Origin of the sequence: uncultured Endozoicomonas sp., assembly GCF_947495845.1 — a bacterium.
In the GTDB taxonomy this organism is placed as follows: domain Bacteria; phylum Pseudomonadota; class Gammaproteobacteria; order Pseudomonadales; family Endozoicomonadaceae; genus Endozoicomonas.
This window is the reverse complement of sequence record NZ_CANMAO010000001.1, coordinates 61,436-78,563: the sequence shown is the minus strand read 5'-3', so window position 1 is coordinate 78,563 and position 17,128 is coordinate 61,436. Positions and strand designations below refer to the sequence as shown.

Annotated in this window: 14 protein-coding genes; 11 read left to right on the top strand and 3 right to left on the bottom strand. The window is 48.8% G+C overall.

What is annotated here, in order from left to right; translation table 11 throughout:
• The first annotated feature begins 277 nt into the window (after window positions 1-277).
• The 3 genes from Q1B11_RS00340 to Q1B11_RS00330 all read left to right on the top strand — a co-directional run bounded on the left by Q1B11_RS00340 (window position 278) and on the right by Q1B11_RS00330 (window position 3,275).
• Window positions 278-1,477, top strand: coding sequence for a helix-turn-helix transcriptional regulator (locus tag Q1B11_RS00340; protein ID WP_299725594.1), 1,200 nt, complete (start codon window positions 278-280; stop codon window positions 1,475-1,477).
• A gap of 17 nt (window positions 1,478-1,494) precedes the next feature.
• On the top strand, window positions 1,495-1,992 hold the full coding sequence (locus Q1B11_RS00335) for a GAF domain-containing protein (protein ID WP_299725591.1): 498 nt from the start codon (window positions 1,495-1,497) through the stop codon (window positions 1,990-1,992).
• 101 nt (window positions 1,993-2,093) lie between these two features.
• A complete protein-coding gene (locus Q1B11_RS00330) occupies window positions 2,094-3,275 on the top strand; it encodes an MFS transporter (RefSeq protein ID WP_299725588.1) in 1,182 nt (393 codons plus the stop codon).
• Between the two features lie 34 nt (window positions 3,276-3,309).
• Here Q1B11_RS00330 and Q1B11_RS00325 read toward each other — a convergent pair whose 3' ends face one another.
• Window positions 3,310-4,095, bottom strand: a complete 786-nt coding sequence (locus Q1B11_RS00325; protein ID WP_299725585.1) for an enoyl-CoA hydratase — start codon at window positions 4,093-4,095, stop codon at window positions 3,310-3,312.
• 144 nt (window positions 4,096-4,239) lie between these two features.
• Between Q1B11_RS00325 and Q1B11_RS00320 the strand changes: the two genes are divergently transcribed.
• The 6 genes from Q1B11_RS00320 (at window position 4,240) to Q1B11_RS00295 (ending at window position 9,860) form a co-directional block, all read left to right on the top strand.
• The gene (locus Q1B11_RS00320; protein WP_299725582.1) at window positions 4,240-5,238 is read left to right on the top strand and encodes an OB-fold domain-containing protein; all 999 of its coding nucleotides are present in this window, start codon (window positions 4,240-4,242) and stop codon (window positions 5,236-5,238) included.
• 3 nt (window positions 5,239-5,241) lie between these two features.
• Window positions 5,242-6,375 carry an acyl-CoA dehydrogenase family protein gene (locus Q1B11_RS00315; protein ID WP_299725579.1) on the top strand — a complete coding sequence of 378 codons (1,134 nt, stop codon included), beginning with the start codon at window positions 5,242-5,244 and terminating at the stop codon, window positions 6,373-6,375.
• Entirely contained in the window at window positions 6,347-6,775 is a 429-nt protein-coding gene (locus Q1B11_RS00310; protein ID WP_067582942.1) for a MaoC family dehydratase, read from the top strand. The genes Q1B11_RS00315 and Q1B11_RS00310 overlap by 29 nt, the downstream gene beginning before the upstream one ends.
• Before the next feature lie 21 nt (window positions 6,776-6,796).
• Window positions 6,797-7,972 (top strand): lipid-transfer protein, encoded by a 1,176-nt coding sequence (locus tag Q1B11_RS00305; protein ID WP_216636479.1) that lies wholly within the window; start codon window positions 6,797-6,799, stop codon window positions 7,970-7,972.
• A 10-nt stretch (window positions 7,973-7,982) separates the two neighbouring features.
• Entirely contained in the window at window positions 7,983-9,152 is a 1,170-nt protein-coding gene (locus tag Q1B11_RS00300; protein ID WP_299725564.1) for an acyl-CoA dehydrogenase family protein, read from the top strand.
• Between the two features lie 330 nt (window positions 9,153-9,482).
• Window positions 9,483-9,860, top strand: a complete 378-nt coding sequence (locus Q1B11_RS00295; protein WP_299725561.1) for a polymer-forming cytoskeletal protein — start codon at window positions 9,483-9,485, stop codon at window positions 9,858-9,860.
• A 78-nt stretch (window positions 9,861-9,938) separates the two neighbouring features.
• On the opposite strand, the gene metE is transcribed toward Q1B11_RS00295, so the two are convergent.
• Window positions 9,939-12,257: a 5-methyltetrahydropteroyltriglutamate--homocysteine S-methyltransferase gene (gene metE / locus Q1B11_RS00290; protein WP_299725558.1), complete on the bottom strand. Its 2,319-nt coding sequence runs from the start codon at window positions 12,255-12,257 to the stop codon at window positions 9,939-9,941.
• A gap of 138 nt (window positions 12,258-12,395) precedes the next feature.
• Here metE and Q1B11_RS00285 point away from each other — a divergent pair, with 138 nt between their 5' ends.
• Together Q1B11_RS00285 and Q1B11_RS00280 are read left to right on the top strand one after the other, a co-directional pair.
• Window positions 12,396-13,328, top strand: coding sequence for a LysR family transcriptional regulator (locus Q1B11_RS00285; protein ID WP_299725555.1), 933 nt, complete (start codon window positions 12,396-12,398; stop codon window positions 13,326-13,328).
• Between the two features lie 177 nt (window positions 13,329-13,505).
• The gene (locus Q1B11_RS00280) at window positions 13,506-15,497 is read left to right on the top strand and encodes a hypothetical protein (RefSeq protein ID WP_299725551.1); all 1,992 of its coding nucleotides are present in this window, start codon (window positions 13,506-13,508) and stop codon (window positions 15,495-15,497) included.
• A gap of 13 nt (window positions 15,498-15,510) precedes the next feature.
• On the opposite strand, the gene Q1B11_RS00275 is transcribed toward Q1B11_RS00280, so the two are convergent.
• Window positions 15,511-17,103: an ATP-binding protein gene (locus tag Q1B11_RS00275; RefSeq protein WP_299725548.1), complete on the bottom strand. Its 1,593-nt coding sequence runs from the start codon at window positions 17,101-17,103 to the stop codon at window positions 15,511-15,513.
• Window positions 17,104-17,128: the final 25 nt, after the last annotated feature.

The window sequence follows — 17,128 nt, the reverse complement described above, 5'->3', positions numbered from 1 at the left end:
AGCTGCCAACAATAACAACGAAAGCCTCACTATCTAAACAACGGATATTAGATCCAGCGTTATTACAGAACATCCCCATTTGGGAAACTATTCTTCAAAGAAGGCTGTTTCCAGTCAGTGAAAGGTAATTCACTTGCTACCTGCCAGTATTATTCATACAGTATGGGCACAGAATGGCTATCTCCCTGACAGACGGGGAGACTCGTCAAGCCCCATAATAATAACCTGGCATCACTGCACCTAACTAAACGTCAGTGGTCTGTAGCCTGATAATAATATGAGGTCCGCTTTGACGCACATCACTCAAGATTTTGATCAGTACGATTCTCTGATTGGTCTTATATACGACGCAGCTCAGGGAGAGACCGGCTGGGAAACACCGCTTCGGGTGTTGAAATCCATATTCAAAGCCAATTACGTCACCCTGATTCTCAAAACCCCCAAGCATCAGAACGAAGAAGAACTTGGCCTGATGATTGTGGTTGGCGGCACTTTTGATAATGAAGTGGCAGTGCAGTATCGACCATATATTCATCAACTTACGCCCTTTGCCGGTCGTGAACCGGACACAGTTTTCACTGTTGCCGACTTAATGACCGAAGGTGAATGGCGCAACAGTGATTACCGTATGCACTGGTGTGCGCAGAAAGACGTCTATCATGTCATGTCCGTTGATATCACTGTGAACAATGGTGAAAGGCTCCGCTTCCGAATCACCCGCCCGGAAAGTAGTGACGATTTTTCAAAAGAAGATCGTGAATTCTGCGAGCTTATCGTTCCTCATTTGCGCCGTGCACTAAACGTCAATAATCGTTTGGTTCATAACCAGTCTCTGCGAAACCTTTATTCGCAGGCAATCGGCAAACTCTCCATCGCCACACTGATTATTGATCGACAGGGCAACATCCTTGAGCAGAATCTGTTTGCGCGTCATATTCTGGAATCTGGTGATGGCTTTAAAGTCATCGCCGGCCGACTGGAAGCGTATTACCCAAGTGACAACAAAGCGTTAAAGAAGCTAGTCAAAGAGGCTTTTGACCGAGCCGAAGAGCCAAAAACCCCTGGACTTCCTCTGGCAATGTCGGTCGCACGGCCATCGGGCGAAGTGAATCTGGGCTTGGTAATAGAAATGATCCCCCGGTTCGATATGTCAGACCACGACAATAACTCATCCGCTATTGTTTATATTCGGGACTCCGCCGGCACCTCTCAGGCCAGCAGTGATATTGCCAAGAAGCTTTTTGGCCTGACACCTGCAGAAACAGCACTATCCTTACAGCTGGCCAACGGCAATTCGCTGGAAGAGTCTGCTGAAGCGTTGGGCATTCGTCGTAATACGGCTCGCGCTCATTTACGCTCCATTTTCTCCAAAACCGGAATCAAGCGACAATCCGACCTTGTTCGTATATTCCTCAACAGTGTTGCCGCTCTGGGACAAACAGCCCACGAAGAGCTACCTGAAGAAGCAGAAGCTTAAGAGTTCAAAATTACAGTATGTTTGAAGTGACTGACTACCCAAATGAGAAAGCCGCTTTTTACCGTCTTCTCAACCAACAGGCCACGGCATTGATCTCTGGTGAAGAGGATGCCATTGCCAATCTCGCCAATATTTCCAGCCTGCTCTATCTATCGATGCGGGATGTAAACTGGGTCGGATTCTATATTGTTCGGGGCGATACCCTGGTTCTTGGACCGTTTCAGGGTAAGCCGGCCTGCACGAGAATTCCTGTTGGCCGAGGTGTCTGCGGAACCGCTGCAGCACAGAAAACAACGCAATTAGTTGATGATGTATTGGCCTTTCCGGGACATATTGCTTGTGATGCCGACAGCCGCAGCGAACTGGTGATTCCGGTCATGGTTGATGGTGTTGCAGTTGCCGTTCTCGATATTGACAGCCCAAACGCTTCCCGCTTTGACCTTGAAGATCAAGCGGGTCTTGAGGGTTTGGTATCTCTGATCAACAAAGCAGTTAACTTCAAGCAACTTACCTGACGTCTATATCGCATCCCATAGTCCATTTATGGGATGCTCCCTCCTTCACTATCGCTGATTGTTTTCCAGTTAAATCGATTTCTTTCGTCTGGAGAATAATAATGACAATGACGGGACGACCACTGCTGGCATTGATGTTAGCCGCAAGTTTTGCCTCCACCATTGGTGGCTTACCTTTTAACGCATTGCCAATCCTGCTTGGCTCACTGGCAGATACCTTTCAACTCACTCCCAGTCAGGCTGGCTTCCTTGGCTCCGCCTGTTTTACCGGCTACCTGACCGGCACCTTTGCTGCGTTTTTCCTGATGAAACACACGTCGCTGAAAAAACTGACCATTGTTTCAGCCGTCATCATTGCCACTTTACTGTTTCTGTCTTCTATTGCCGGTTGGCAGTTCCAGATGCTGCTTTGGTCTGCTTTAGGTTTCTTTGCTGGATTGATGACATGTCTTGGCCTTCACATTATGGGGGAAATGGCCAACAAAGAGCGGGCTCTTGGTTTAAGGCAAGGCGTCGAACTGGGGGTAACAGCACTGGTTCTATTTCTCCTACCCGCTTATGTCACTGCCACCTATGGCTATCAGGGAACTGCTCTGACGCTACTGGCCATTGTATTACTGCTTGGTATCAGTGCGATTGTACTTCCGGAAAAAGTCAGCGCATCTGTCGAGCCATTCAGCTTTCGCAAACAATTAAAAATGCCCCCCGTCGTTTGGTTGGCCGTGTTCACTTTCTTTATTTTTGGTGCTGGCAATATTGGTCTCTGGGCATTTCTGGAAAGAATGGGTAATAGCCTTAATCTTGCCCCAAATGAGCAGGGCATTGTTTTTGCTGTGTTGAAATTGTTGGGAGGCGCCGCGGCATTTTCAGTGGCCATTGTCGGTAATCGTCTCGGTCGGTGGTTACCCTACCTGATCGTATTTGCCGTTCTTAATGGCGGCCTTGCGCTACTCTGGTATGCCAATGGTTTTCTGCCTTTTGCCATGGGCGCGTGGATTTGGGAAGTGGGCTTTACTTGGGGTTGCGTGTATATGACGGCCATGATCGCTCAACTGGACTCTCAAGGTCGTGCCATCATGCTGATACCTGCAGCCTTTGCATTAAGCTCAATGGTCGGGCCTGCTGTTGCGGGTATGCTGATTGAAACCAGTTTTGTGCCTCTGTTAATGTTTGCGGCACTCTCTACAATATGCGCGATTTTTATCTTTACGACGATTCTGCCTTCAGCCTTAACAAAGGCTCGGGATGATTCAGGCAGCAGTGAACCCGAATTGGTTTCCTGAGACTATAAGAAAGGGAGCTAATCGCTCCTTTTTGTTATTGACCATTAAACTTCGGATGACGTTTTTCCAGAAAAGCGGTCATCCCTTCCTGCTGATCTCTGGAAGCAAACAGCATTGCATTGGCTTTACGCTCCATAGCCAGTGCACTTTCCAATGAGGCATCCATGCCCAACAAGATCACTTCCTTAATTTGCTCAACTGCCAGAGGTGGCATACGGGCAATATTTCTGGCGATACTCAGGGCTTTCTCCTGAACATCCTCATCAGGCACTAATTCACTGACCAAACCAGAAACCCAAGCTTCTTTTGCTGTGATCGGTTTTCCGGTCAATGCCATTTGCATGGCTTTGGCTTTGCCGACAGCTCTTAATAAACGTTGGGTGCCGCCTATGCCCGGCATAATGCCAATACGAACCTCTGGCTGACAGAAACTGGCACCTTCCCCAGCCACAAGAATATCTGCATGCATAGCCAGTTCACAGCCGCCACCAAAAGCGTAACCACAAATCGCAGCGATCACAGGTTTTGGACAATGCTGAATGGGAGCCCACAGTCGTTCAGTATGACGCTGATAAATTTCAATAGGATCTGCATCCATCATGGTGGTGATATCGCCACCGGCAGCAAATACCTCGTCTCCGCCGGTTAAAATAATACAGCGAACTGCACTATCCACAGTCAGTGCAGTAAATTGTTCAGACAGTTGCTTTTGCAATTCCAAACTCAGCGCGTTAGTAGCATCTGGACGGTTAAGCGTCAGTCGGGCAACACCTTCTTCCGGATAATCCAGCAATAATACGTTCTCTTCTGCCTGCGACATGCTCGCACTCCACACCTTTTAAGACTTATGTAAATACTCGTAATAGAGCCTTCGAGCAACATCGTCCATTTAGACGAAGCTATGAGGTTGGCCTGATCATTAGACTGCTTTCCAATGAAAAAAAATAAGAACAGGAGAGATAACTTGGCTAGTGAATGGTTATCCGAATTGAAGGCCATGGTCGGACGGGAATACGGCCGTGTTTATGCATGGGATAAAGTCAACGCGCCCATGGTTCGCCAATGGTGTGAGGTGATGGGGATTGATAACCCACTCTACACCGATGAAGAGTACGCCAAACAAACCGAATTTGACGGTATTGTTGCACCACCGGCGATGCTGCAAGCCTGGTGCCTGGAAGGTTTGCATCAGAACAATTATCCACAGGGATCGACTGATGAGAACCCTTATGGTGCCCTGAAACTGATTGAAGAGCAGGGCTATCCCGCGGTTGTCGCCGTTAACTCGGAACTGAGTTTTGACCGCTATATCACCATGGGGGAAAAGCTGTACTACGTCACAAAGCTGACGGAAGTGGGCGATGAAAAAACCACAGCGCTCGGTACCGGGTTCTTTGTCACACTGGTGATGACCTTCTTTTCCGAAAAAACCTCAGAAGCCACCGGTGATGATGAAAAGGTTGGAGAATTACTGTTCCGGGTATTCAAATTCAAACCACACCAGCAGCCAGAAAAAAACAGCGCACCTGCTGAAGTGCCGGTAATCAAACGACCAAAGCCTGGTATAAGCGATGACACCCGTTTCTTCTGGGAAGGCTGCGAAGCTAAAGAGTTACGGATTCAACACTGCAAAACTTGTGATGAGCTTCAACATCCACCTGCGCCAGTGTGCATGCACTGCCAATCTTTTGAGTTGGACTATCAAGTTGTTTCCGGCAGCGGTGAACTCTACTCTTTTGTTGTGATGCACTACCCGGAAGTACCGCCATTTGATTACCCAAATCCCATTGGCCTGATTCAGCTGGACGAAGGTGTTCGTGTACCTGCCGGTCTGGTCGGCGTTGATAACAAGAATGACCTTAAAATCGGACAACGGGTGCAGGTAGAGTTCCAGACCTTCGATGAAGAGCTGACTCTGCCCATGTTCCGGATCATCGATAGCAATGCGCAGGCACGGAGCTAATCCATGGATTTCTCACTGAATGATGACCAGCGAGCCATTGCCGATATGGCCACTTCGCTGTTTAGCGACAGCGGTTCTGATGAAGCTCTGATTGCCTTTGATGAATCTGGAAAAACGACTATGGATGACCTTTGGCAATCCTGCATCGAAACCGGACTTCACGCCCTTTATCTACCCGAACAATTTGGTGGCAGTGAACTGGGTATGACGGAACTGATGCTCGTTCTGGAAGCTCAAGGCGCAGCGTTAGGTCAGGTTCCCCTGTGGCGCCATCAGATTGCCGCCGCAGCCATTGCCAAATTTGGCAATGAAACGCTTTACCCTCTGGTGCACAGCGCTGCTTCTGCTGAGCTTTTGCTTACGCTATCTCAAGCCGATCAAAGCCGCGCACGTGACGTCACCGTGAAAGCAGACACGACACCCGATGGCTATTTGCTGAATGGTCGTGTCGAGGGCTTACCCGAGGGCAATAGCACCAATATTGCCATTATTTCTATTGAAACTGCTGACGGCATTATCCCAACGGTTTTAGATCTTTCTACTACAGGCATTCAGAAAGTCGAAGGTGTTTTCACTCAAGGTGAAGGCATTGCAGACCTGGCTCTGGATAACGTGATTATCCCACGCACACATGCTTTATCCGTAGAAGCATTGGAATGGTTGGAAGTTCACAGTATTGCTGCGCAAGCCTCCATTCAGTTAGGCGTCAGTAGTCAACAAATTAAACGTACTGTTGAGTACATCAACGAGCGAGTTCAGTTTGGTCGCCCCATTGCTCAGTTTCAGGCAGTGCAGATGACCATGGCTGACTGTCATATTGCGCTTGAGGCACTTCGCTCCAGCCTATGGCACCTTTGTTACCGACTGGATGCAGGACTGCCCGCGCAGTCAGAAGCATTGGCCGTTGCCTGGCAAGCCTGCGAAGCCGGCCACAGTATCGGTCATAAAGCTCAACATGTTCACGGTGGTTTTGGCGTGGATATAACGTATCCAATACACCGTTTTCTTTATTGGAGCCGCGCATTGAGTCTTGGCCTGGGCGGCAGCCGGGCTGTTCTGGAGAAGCTGGGGGACTGGCTGGCAATCAACGATAAACTGGGATGGAAGTATGACCTCGATGAAAACACGACAGTTTAATGACGTCAGCCTTGGTGACAGGCTACCAAAAATGGAAGTCCCGATTACCTCCACCCTGATCACTGCTGGCGCTATTGCCACCCGTGATTATTTTCCGGGTCATCTGGACAAGGACGCCGCTCAGGAGCTGGGTTCCCCCCATGTCTTTATGAATATCCTTACCACCAGCGCACTGGTTCAGCGTTTTGTGGAAGACTGGGCTGGCCCAACTGCCCGCTTCAATGACCTCAAGATCAAACTGGGAGCGCCAAATTATCCCGGAGATACCATGGTATTCAACGGTGAGATATCCGATGTAAGCCCTGAAAAGAATGCCGTAGAAGTGACCCTGAAAGGCAAAAACTCCATGGGGAATCACGTCACTGGCACTGTTTCTGTCGTGCTGCCCAAAAACGATTGAGAGATTAAGAGAATAAAAATAATGGATAAATCACTCAGCGGCCGGGCTGCCATTGCCGGACTCGGCGCCACAGAGTTTTCAAAAAATTCCGGTCGCACAGAGCTTCGACTGGCCATGGAAGCCACTCTAGCGGCATTGCAGGATGCAGGCATTGACCCATCAGAAGTGGATGGCTTCAGCAGTTATTCCGTTGATAAGGTACCGGAATACGAAATCGCACGACTGCTGGGCTGCAATAATGTGAAGTTTTTCTCCCAGATTCCTCACGGCGGCGGTGCTGCCTGTGCCCCCATTCTTCATGCAGCCATGGCGGTTGCCACTGGTGTTGCAAAAACGGTTGTCGTTTATCGAGCGATGAATGAACGCTCCTGGTATCGCTTTGGTTCTGGCGATTACGGTTTTGCCAACACACCGACCTTTGAAAATGTGAACTATGGCTGGTACATGCCCCACGGTTTTCATACGCCAGCAGCCTGGGTAGGCATGTTTGCCCAGCGTTATATGCATACCTACGGCGCTACTTCAGAAGACTTTGGTCGTGTAGCCGTCGCTGCCCGCGATTTTGCAGCAACTAACCCTGAAGCCTTCTTCTATGAGAAGCCAATTACTTTGGAAGATCATCAAAACTCCCGCTGGGTTTGTGAACCGCTGCATCTGTTGGATTGCTGTCAGGAATCCGATGGCGCTGTGGCCATGGTTATTACCAGCGCTGAAAGAGCTAAAGATCTGAAGCAAAAGCCGGTAGTTATTAAAGCCGGTTCTCAGGGCATTGCACAGGGACAGCAGATCATGACTTCCTTCTATCGTGACGACATTACCGGCCTGCCAGAAATGGGCGTGGTTGCCAAAGAACTGTACGCACAATCTGGCCTTGGCCCGGATGCTTTCCAGACAGCTGTGATATACGACCACTTTACGCCATTCGTACTGACTCAGCTGGAAGAGTTTGGTTTTGCGCCACGAGGCGAAGCTCGCAACTATGTAATGGATGGTCATCATGCCCGAGGTGGCACACTGCCTATCAATACTCACGGTGGTCAGTTGGGTGAAGCTTACATTCACGGGATGAACGGTGTTGCGGAAGCGGTTCGTCAGGTGCGTGGTTCTGCCATCAACCAGGTAGACGACGTAGAAAATGTATTAGTTACTGCCGGCACCGGTGTGCCGACCAGTGGCCTGATTTTAAGCGCAGCCTGAGGAGGTTCGGATGTTTGTTGATCTGACACCGGAACAGCATCAGCTGCGCCGGGAGATACGAGACTATTTTACAGAGCTGATGACGCCGGAATTAAAGGCATCACTGCGCGGTAAAGAAGGCGGTGATGAATACCGTAATGTCATTCGTCAAATGGGCAAAGATGGCTGGCTGGCGGTTGGTTGGCCAAAAGAACATGGCGGTCAGGGTTATCAAGCCACTGAGCAACTGATCTTTTTTGAAGAAGCCAACATTGCCGGCGCACCACTGCCGTTTGTTACCATCAGTACCGTGGGTCCGGCGTTAATGCAGTTTGGTACCGAGCTTCAGAAGGAGAAATTCCTGCCGGGCATTGCCAACGGTGAGCTGATATTTTCCATCGGTTATTCCGAACAAGGCGCAGGCTCTGATCTGGCGACGTTGAAAACTACCGCTACTCTGGATGGCGATCACTTTTATGTCAATGGTAGTAAGCTGTGGACCTCCGGTGCTGAAGCCGCGGATTACATCTGGCTCGCCGCCAGAACTGACCCCGACCTTCCTCGGCACAAGGGCGTTTCCATACTGATTCTGGATACCAAAGAAGAAGGCTTCTCACAAACCGTCATTCCAACGACGTCTAATCCAACGGCAGCAACCTATTACGACAATGCTCGTATACCAAAGGAGATGTTGGTTGGTGAATTAAATGGCGGCTGGAGACTGATCACCTCTCAGTTAAATCATGAACGCCTCGGCCTCGGCTCCTGGTCTGATAAAGTCACCGGACTATTCCGGAAAGTTTATCTATGGGCTCGGACTGAAGATGAGTTCGGTAAGCGTGCCACTGATAAAGCCTGGGTTCGTTCCGCACTGGCTGAATGTTACGCACGGCTGGAAGCCATGCGGATGATTAACTTCCGTATTGCCGCGGATCTGGAGCAGGGGCGTATGGATATCGCCCTGGCATCATCGACCAAGGTTTATGGTTCTGAGTCAGCCATTGAGATTCTTCGCCGCCTGATTGATATTGTTGGCGCCAATGCCATGGTGCGGCAAGGTTCTGCAGCCAGCCTATTGATGGGTGAATTGGAGTATGAAGTGCGAGCTTCGGTGACTCTGACCTTTGGCGGCGGCACTAACGAGATACAACGTGAACTGATCGCTCAGTTTGGGCTTGGAATGCCAAGACCGATGCGTTGATATTTCTCCCTGTTAACAACTTTATATAGTTAGCCAAGGAATTGGCCTTGAATAACTTCACCGCTCATAGAAGCGCTTTCCGTTTACCGTTATCCGTAAAAGCACAGCCAACACGGCTTTTACGGATAACGGTTCTGGCTAAATGTGGAAGTTATTTTGTGACAGACCCCAAGTTATTATATAAAGTTGTTCCTCTCCTATACTCCAACACTACCCTCTCTTATCGCACGCTAAGCCTAAATAATTTCCATTTTTAATCCTTGAACAGGTTCCTGCACAAATCTCTTTATTCATAGTTTTTTATTTATCCAACAACGGAGACGACAGTTGATGTTCAGTCGTAAAAAAGAGGCCGACAACAGCAAGTCTACAACGACCCTCATATCACCAGAGACTAATATTACCGGTGATATTGTCTTTGCTGGTGCCGCGCATGTTGAAGGTAATATTCATGGCAATATCAGTTCAGATAATGGCCAGTTAATCATTGTTAAAACGGCCACTATCACCGGGGATATTCATGCTCGGCATGTGGTCATCTATGGCACCGTCAATGGCAACGTTTATAGTGAAAAGTATCTTGAGCTGGTTTCTGGTGCAGTGATTAACGGAAAGGTTTTTTATAACGAGATCGAAATGGAAAAAGGCGCTCAGGTCAATGGCAGTATAGAGTATCGGCCTGGAAACGACGCCTCAGAAAACAGTTAACAACCAACGTCATTTATATTTGGTGGAGAGAAGTTAAAAAGGTCTTCGAGATTTCAACCCGAAGACCTTGTTTGAATGTTAACTACGAAGAGACTTCGCCGCCTCCACCATATTTTTCAGTGCTGCTTCAACCTCAGGCCAATCTCTGGTTTTCAAACCACAATCTGGATTCACCCAAAGGCGTTCTCTGGGAATCTTTTCTGACGCCCTGCTCATTAACTTTTCGATCCAGGCAATATCCGGCACATTGGGCGAGTGAATGTCGTAAACACCCGGGCCTATCTCATTTGGATACTCAAATGCCTCAAACGCATCCAGTAATTCCATATCCGAGCGTGAGGTTTCAATGGTGATAACATCGGCATCCATGGCCGCAATGTATTCGATGATGTCATTGAACTCGCTGTAACACATGTGGGTGTGAATCTGGGTTTCATCCTTCACACCACTGGCGGTGATTCGGAAGCATTTCACCGCCCAGTCGAGATACGCGGGCCAATCTTCCTTCTTTAGAGGAAGGCCTTCCCGGATGGCAGGTTCATCAATCTGAATGATATGAATACCTGCTTTTTCAAGATCGACCACTTCATCTCTCAACGCCAGCGCTAATTGCTGACAAGACTGCTCGCGCTCAACGTCATCCCGTGGAAATGACCAACACAGAATGGTGACCGGCCCGGTAAGCATGCCTTTCACAGGCAGTGCGGTCTGATCTTGCGCAAAACGACTCCAGGACACAGTCATCGCCTCAGGACGACTGATATCACCAATAATAATGGGTGGTTTTACACAACGACTGCCGTAACTCTGCACCCAGCCATTGGCGGTGAAAGCAAAACCGTCCAGCTGTTCACCAAAATATTCAACCATGTCATTACGCTCTACTTCACCATGCACCAGAACATCCAGCCCCAACTGTTCCTGTTTTTCCAGCGTGACTTTGATTTCACTCTGCATGGCGGCGATGTAGGTTGGCTCATCTAACTCGCCTTTGCGGTATTTCAATCGCTGCTGACGAATTTCTTTGGTTTGTGGAAACGAACCAATCGTCGTGGTTGGAAACAACGGTAACCCCAGTTTTTCCTGTTGCTGTTTCGCTCGTACCGCAAAAGCGGACTCACGCTGATCAACCTGACTATCGTTTTTGATCGCTGCTACACGCTGCTGAACCTGTTTATTATGAACACGGGCAGAGGCCGCTTTGGATTGCACTGCTGCGCTGGATTCAGCAAACGCGTTCAGCACCAACTCATCTTTGGCAGCATCGCCACCACTGAGGGCTTTACCGAGCACCGCCACTTCTTGACACTTTTGCCTGGCAAACGCTAACCAGGATTTCAGCTCTTGATCGAGGCCTTTGCCATGCTTCCCTTTGCCGTATATCAATGTTTCACTTTCCAAGTCTACTGGCGTATGGAGCAAAGAGCAGCTGGGCGCCACCCAGAGACGGTCGCCCAGCCGTTCAGCGGCAGCAGACAACTGCTGTTGTATTTTCTGCAGATCGGCGCGCCAGACGTTTCGACCATTCACGACACCAGCAGACAGTATTTTGTAAGCTGGCAGGCGATCCAACAGCGCAGGCAGTTGTTCCGGGTTTCTGACCAAATCAACATGCAGCCCTGCCACCGGCAAATTAACAACGGTTGTCGTTGAACCATTTAAGCCGCCAAAATAAGTAGCCAGCAATAGTTTCACATTATTGCTCTGTAGCTGGTTATAGGCAGATTCAAACGCCTGATGCCATTCCTGAGGCAAATCCAGCACCAGAATAGGCTCATCAATCTGCACCCATTCCACATTCAGCTCAGCTAATTCATTAAGCACCTGACCATAAACTGCCAGCACACTGTCCAATAATTCCAAACGATCAAACGGTTCCCCTTTGACCTTTGATAACCATAACCACGTCAGTGGACCCACCAGCACCGGCTTGGGATTAAATCCCTGATCCAGGGCCTCACGGGTTTCATCCAGCAATGCACGATTCGCCAGGTAGAACTGCTGACCTTTGGTCAGCTCAGGCACAATATAGTGGTAGTTGGTATCAAACCATTTGGTCATTTCACAGGCAGCGGCCGGTTCGCCACTGGGAGCACGACCTCGCGCCATGCGGAACAGTGTGTCGATATCCGATGGAGCCGCAGGGATAAAACGCTCGGGAATCGCCCCAAGCATTAATGAATGATTAAGCACCTGGTCATACCAGGCAAAATCGCCAGTAGGGACAAAATCGAGCCCGGCGTCTTTCTGCACCTGCCAATGCAATGAACGCAGACGAGCACCTTCAGCCAGTAACTGTTCCTGAGACATATCACCACGCCAATAGCTCTCCTGAACTTTTTTCAATTCGCGGTGGGCGCCGATTCTGGGAAAGCCCAGATTATGGGTGGTGGTCATGTTGTGTCTCCCGACAGAGGTTATTGTTTGGGTTGAGAGTGACAACAAGTCTGGGGAATGATCAAAAATGAATCAATCTCATAATATTAATGATATAGTTGAATAAATTTAATAATAAAATGCACTGTACGTTTCGATATGAGTATTCAAAACCTTGGGCTTGAACTTCGGCACCTGAAAACCCTGAAAGCCATTCACCAAACCGGCAGCTTGGTAGAAGCCTCCAGTCGTCTGCACCTAACGCAGTCAGCACTGTCCCACCAGCTGAAAGATCTGGAACACCGGATTGGCATGGAGGTGTTTGTCCGAAAAACCCGTCCTCCCCGCTTCACCACTGCCGGGCTAAAACTGCTGGAGTTGGCGGATGAAGTGCTGCCCATGTTCAAAGCAGTGGAACAGAGCCTGCTCAAGCTGGCGGGTGGGAAGTCCGGTCGGTTGCACATTGCCATTGAGTGTCACAGTTGTTATCAGTGGTTAATGCCCACGATTGATGAGTACCGGAAGCACTGGCCAGAAGTGGAGATGGATTTTTCCACTGCGTTTAATTTTGCGCCATTGCCTGCGTTGTCACGGGGGGAGCTGGACCTGGTAGTCACTTCAGACCCAACGCCCATTGATGGCATCGATTATCTGCCCTTGTTTCGCTACGAAATGTTATTGGCTCTCGCCCGAAATCATCCTTTAGCCGGTCAGGCGTTTGCCAACCCTGAAGATCTGAATAATGAAGTTCTGATTACTTATCCGGTAGGACAGGAGCGTCTGGCTGTTTTCTATGATTTTCTGGACCCTGCCCAAGTGGAACCCGCTTCCATACGCACAGCAGAACTCACATTAATGATGCTGCAACTGGTTGCCAGCCAGCGAGGTGTTTCCGCCTTACCTTGCTGGGCGCTGGCGGAGTATCTCGATAAAGGACAGGTACATGCGGTGCCGCTTGGTGAGAAAGGGGTGTGGTCAACATTATATGCTGCCGTGAGAACGGAGCAGAAAGAACAACCTTATATGGACAGTTTTATTAACTCTGCTCGAGAAACCTGTTTTACGACACTGAATGGCATTAAACCGGCTTGAGATACAAGCCTCGATCATTCAGAAAAATAACGAAATATCAGGCAATACACAAAGTATTCAACTATAGGTTATTTTTAAAAATCTCAAAGTATCTGAGTCAACTAATAATAACCTGTATTGTATTCAATGTTTTTTATTACACATCTTTTCCATTTTTTGAAAAAAGACAGACTGTTTATGATTGTCAGTTTTTTTTCAATCCTATTGCTTCAGAGTCATCTCGCCTTTGCCGACCAATCTGACAACATCTATCAGTTAATTCACGATGAGTTATCTCAGTTGCACTCCGTTGATAATTATCAAAATGCTATCAATTCCCGGCACCAAAAGCAGGAGTTACCGGATATTCTGTTAGCGCCCGGCGAAAAACGCAGCATCTTACTGCAAGCGTTTGCTAAATTTTCCGACAGTGCCACGCCCGTCCTCTCTGCCCAGACCGTTAAAGACCTTCATATTCTCAGTGGCACCCGTCAACATCCTGCAGAAAGCCTCCTCAGTAAAATTGGCCCCAGCCTGACAATCTCCGGTGAAATTATGCTGGCTAAGTTATTGATCTCGCCAATTGCGGATATTCGCGTTCTCGATCAGCGACAGCAGGCCATTAAATATCTGATTAACCACCCCAATGTGTTTCGCCGATTTGAAGAACTGCTCATACGTTACGCCATTGATGAAGATGGGTTGATTGCACTGTTCGATCCCTACGATGCCGTCAATAGCCCAACCTTTGGTGAGATTGACCGCAGAACTCATCTGCCCGGCCTTAGCGGCAGCGGTACCCAGGAAGAGATTGCCCGGCGCTTGAATGACGCCTTTCATATCGGCACCGCACTGAACGCGCCCCTGGGGCTGTTGGGTTCAACTCTGGTGGGTACCTTTACCATCAAAAATGGCATTATCAACGGCCTGTTGAACTCCACTGTTCATCTGCCTTCCCATATGATGAAGGTACTGTCCGATATTCAACTGAAATTCAGCGACCTTTCCAGCCCTATTAAAATTTTCAGTGCTGGCAGTTTTGTCGTACTTCAGGCGGTTGCTCTCTACAAGTCTTATTACCGTTTTCGCGAACACATGCGAGCCTATCGTTTTATTGTCGAACGATCCCGGCGGGCTGGAAGAGCATTAGAAAGTGCGGTTGAAATGGAACAGTTGCTGGAGAAACACCCACCAGTGCAAATGGCATTGGGCTCCGGAAAAGGCTTCCTCAAACTTCACAACTCCACTTCCATGGTGGAAATCATGTCATTATTGAAAGATGCCCCAGAAAGCACACCAACATTTCTGGATTATGTGAGCGCCAATATGGGGCGCTATAAGCGCGGTTTGACGTTATTAAAACGCAACCATTTATCATTAAGCCGGGTCATGGAGTCGGTGGGTGAACTGGGCGCATGGATTACAGCAGCCAATCACCTCCGTTTGTCATTGGACTGGCAACCAAATCGATTAATTTTTCCACTCTACCTTTCTCCGCCAAGCCAGACACAAGTCAGTATGGAAAAACTCTGGAACCCATTACTGCCTTCATTTTCAGCTGTGGCAAACCACTTCGCCAGTGGCAACAACAACCCCATAAGCACTGTTATTACGGGCCCTAATGCCGCCGGAAAATCCACCATGGTCAAAGGCATTGGCTTAAACATCGTGCTCGCTCAAACACTGGCCGTGGCTGCAGCAGAGCATATGGATTTCACCCCTTTCAGCTTGATCCACACCCACCTGGTTAATGAACCCGAAGTCATTTCCGGGGTATCCAGCTTCAGTGCAGAATCAAAAAGAATTATTGAATTGTTGAATACACTGAAATCACTGCCAGCAAATCAATACAGTGTCGTTTTTTTTGATGAGTTATTTTCGAATACCAATCCGGAAGAAGGTGAAACTGCTGCACTGGGGCTAATCGAAGCAATGGCCATGAACCCGAGCAATCTGAGTATTACATCAACACATTATCCCCGAATAGCAACACTGGAAAGCCAATCTCCGGGGAAGCATCAGAACTTCCATTTCAATGCGATGGTCAACCCGGATGGTTCGTTAAGCTATGACTATCGACTATGGCCAGGCGCTTCAACACAAAACGTTGCTTTTGATATTCTCAGAGAGGAAGGCATTGATAGTGGCTTTCTCAACATTATTCAGGGTATGGATCGTCCCCCTGAATAATGTTGAGAATGCATCAGTGACGCTGCTTTCTGGGCCAAACCAGACTAAACCGGGCACCACCCAATGCGCTGTGACTGATCAACGCTCTGCCTCCATGCCAGTACATAATTCTGCGAACAATGGAGAGCCCCAAACCATAACCACCGGACTTACGAGTGCGGCTGTCGTCCAGACGTGAAAAAGCAGAAAATACCCTTTCCCACTGTTCTTCTGGAATCCCCGGCCCATCATCATCCACATCAATACGACAGGTATCTTGTGTTGAGGAGAAACGTACCTGAACTTTACTGTCGGCATAACGACAGGCATTACCCACCAGATTCTGAACGGCTCGATGAATATAACGACGATCAATCTCAACAAAACGACGAGGGTTTAGTACATTACAGGGAATATGATCCAGCTCGATCCGATTCTGAAGACGAAGATGTTCTCCCACCACCTGGGCTACGACTTTATCCACATCATGCCGTTTCAAGCTCAAAGTCGGTGCGCTTTGCTCCAAATTGGCGTAGGTCAGAAATTCGTCTACCAGATGATCCAGTTCTTCAATATCCTGATCCATGCCTTCCAGCTGGGTTTCCCGCTGCTGCTGCGTTTCTGCATCTGCAATCAAGTCGAGACCAAAGCGCAAACGGGCAACCGGTGTTCTCAACTCATGGGAAACACCGCGAATCATCTCTTTCTGTAAATCCAGCAGCCGTTGAATATGATCCGCCATAGCATTAAACGCCATGGATAGACGACCAATGGAATCGGCCCCTTCCACATTGACCCGAACATCAAAGTCGCCGCGGCTGAAGCGGGTGGCAGCCCGCTCCAGTTTTCTCAGACGCGTCTCCATCCCCCGCACCAATATATAAATGGCCAGACTGATTGAGAGCAAAACAAAAAGCCCGATCGTCAGAATTAATTTGAACGGATACAGATTCAGCAAGCGAATCGGCCCCAGCCTTAATACCTGATCACTGTCGGTCATTTGCGCATATAACTGCAGCGTTTCATCACGAATGCTTAATACGGTCACGATGCCGCCTTGCTGGAGCTGATTCTGTTGCAGTGGTGTTAATTGCAGGCTGGCTGGAGACTCCGCCAAAATCACCGGAATACCCAATGATTCGGGCGATTGTTGCGCCAGTATGGCGGATCGCTGCTGTGGAGAGTATTCCTGTAACAAGTGACGAAGGAAGATCATTGTGCCGCTGGCCATCTGTTCAGAGATTTCTGGCACGATGCCCTGTAGCAACCATTTATCATCAATCTGGGAAGTAATGATGGCCGATGTTTCATTCAACATCCTGACATCCACATCACCACGGATGAGTTGTTTGGCGGTGTCTTCGTCAAAACCGGCCTGATCCATGGGCACCATGGAGAACGGAATCGACAACTTATACCCCCAATCCCGCAGCCACTTTTGGCGCTCATCACCGGGCAGAGACGACAACACGTCTGACACCAGCCGAAAGGTGCCACTGGCCATATCTTCGCGATATTCCACCAGCCGCACACTGTTCACAATCGTCACCACAATGCCGGACAACACCGACACCAGAACCAGAGAAAATAACAGGCCGCCATAAATGCGGAGAAAAATACTACTCATATTCGCTGGTCATGGTCGCTGATCA